This window comes from Photorhabdus sp. RM96S, from assembly GCF_042879335.1.
In the GTDB taxonomy this organism is placed as follows: Bacteria; Pseudomonadota; Gammaproteobacteria; order Enterobacterales; family Enterobacteriaceae; genus Photorhabdus; species Photorhabdus kayaii.
Map to the genome: position 1 here is coordinate 1 of NZ_JBHFKT010000111.1, position 1,804 is coordinate 1,804.

Annotated in this window: 3 protein-coding genes; all 3 read left to right on the forward strand. The window is 43.6% G+C overall.

Going from position 1 to position 1,804, the window contains the following annotated elements:
* Nucleotides 1-378 (forward strand): hypothetical protein (locus tag ACGF49_RS24460; RefSeq protein WP_387493275.1); only part of this gene is annotated, 378 nt, incomplete at its 5' end.
* Nucleotides 379-403: 25 nt separating this feature from the next.
* Complete coding sequence (locus ACGF49_RS24465; RefSeq protein WP_265512399.1) at nucleotides 404-673, forward strand: type VI secretion system PAAR protein; 270 nt, start codon at nucleotides 404-406, stop codon at nucleotides 671-673.
* Between the two features lie 9 nt (nucleotides 674-682).
* Nucleotides 683-1,804 (forward strand): hypothetical protein (locus ACGF49_RS24470; protein WP_387493278.1); only part of this gene is annotated, 1,122 nt, incomplete at its 3' end.

Genomic DNA, 1,804 nt, shown 5'->3' on the forward strand with positions numbered 1-1,804 from the left:
AGCAAAAGAAAGCTATTATCGATGACGCCAGAACAACTGGAAAAGATTGAGGCTGCTTTTGCTGAGCGTTATGTACAGACATTGGCAGCATTAATTATCGAATGGGAAACTATTGAGGAGTTTGATTACGTTGGTTATATCCGAGGGCTACTTACCGAATTAAAAAATATCGGGATTACGGATGATTACAGTGTCAGAGGAATATTAAAGTTATTCTTCTTACGAAGATACTCATCTGTTAAAGAATCGCCTACTCGTTGTAAACGCATATTAAATAAAATCTGTGAACCGGGACATATACGGGCTGAAGAGTTGCTATTACAGGAGTTAGGTGATTCATCAGTACCTTGGTTCCATTTTAAAGACAAATTATTTTAATTTTGCCAGATATGGAGGAAGCAATATGGGTAATGCGGTAAAGATTGGTGATATTGGTACGGCGCATGGTGATTGTGGCGCGACACCGGTTATTTCGGGATCGACCAGTGTGAAAGTTGACGGTATTCCTTTAGCTCGTCAGGGAGATAGCTTGGCACCACATTCATCTCATTCACGAATAATTGCCGGTGGTTCCAGTACCGTTTTTGTTGATGGTAAACCTGCGGCGAGAACCGGTGATGCGGTGAGTTGTGGTGGAATTGTGGTTGGTGGTGGTAGTGTGAATATTGGTTAAGGAAAAAACATGCTCTCAGTTAATATGCGCAGTGCGGTTTGTGATTGTAAAACTCCGGACCCTTGTATTCACAAATTAGTGTTAAAAGTCGGGAAACGGGTTTTTCACTATAACCAGATTGAACCGATAGGGGATATTTGGGTAGTTGATGAAGCGGAAGGGATACCGGTGTCTGTTTCATTGGTGGGAAAACAGTGTATAACGGAAAACGCACACTGTCCCAAAGCGGTTTTCTATAGCCCGGATAACCCGGCGTTTCAATTTTATGAATTGGATAAAAATCCAATTAAGGGACCGGGAGTAGATTATGAAATCAGTTTTTCCCGTCATAGCTTGTCGGTCGATCCAATAGCAAATGATCCGTTAGGTTTTATTGCATCGTGGTTGTTTCAGAAGGGGGATCTGAATTATTTACCGCATACGGATTATATTCTGACCCTGACGCAATGTTACGGTCAGCCTTTTGCCCAGCGCTCATTTCTCTTGCCGGATGATAAAATGAAGAAGGTGTTATTGGGGCTGGTGAACGCACTTGACACTAAAATCCATGTGTTGCCGCAATATGAATGGACACTGGATGTGACGATAGGGGCAGAACAAGAAGTACGGGAAAGAAGCGCGGCGGAAAGAAAAGCGGAGGCGTTGAAGGAGAGAAAGAAAACCAATCCGAACGCGAAAAAGCCCGGTCAAAACTGGCATAAACACACGGCGGGTTATGAATTAACGGACACGTTAACTGCCGAAGGGAGTTTTGCTTATACGCTGGGTCCTTATTCCCACACACTCACTCGTGAACTGGAAGAGGAATTTAAAGAAAAACGTAAAAAACTGGGTCTGGTGAATAAAGGCTTGCAGGCGGTTGAGACGTTGCAAAAACTGTTTTCCAGTGAAGGCAGTCAGGAAATTAAACTGTTGGAGGTGGAAATCCAGACTCCGGAAATAAAATTAAGCGGTGGTAGTAAACTGGTGAATGCCACACATGGCGACGCAGCTTATTTTGAGCATACGGTTTCGGTGGCGTTAGCGCCGCTGATTGGGATAAAACTGCGGCTGGATTTAATTGAGGCGTTTGCGACGGAATTTGGGGTTGAGAAATTAATCGCCTTAATTCGTGAACAGGGATTAAAAGGT

Coding starts and splice junctions, on each gene's coding strand:
- ACGF49_RS24465 (WP_265512399.1), top strand. CDS start 404: ATGGGTAATGCGGTAAAGATTGGTGATATTGGTACGGCGCATGGTGAT.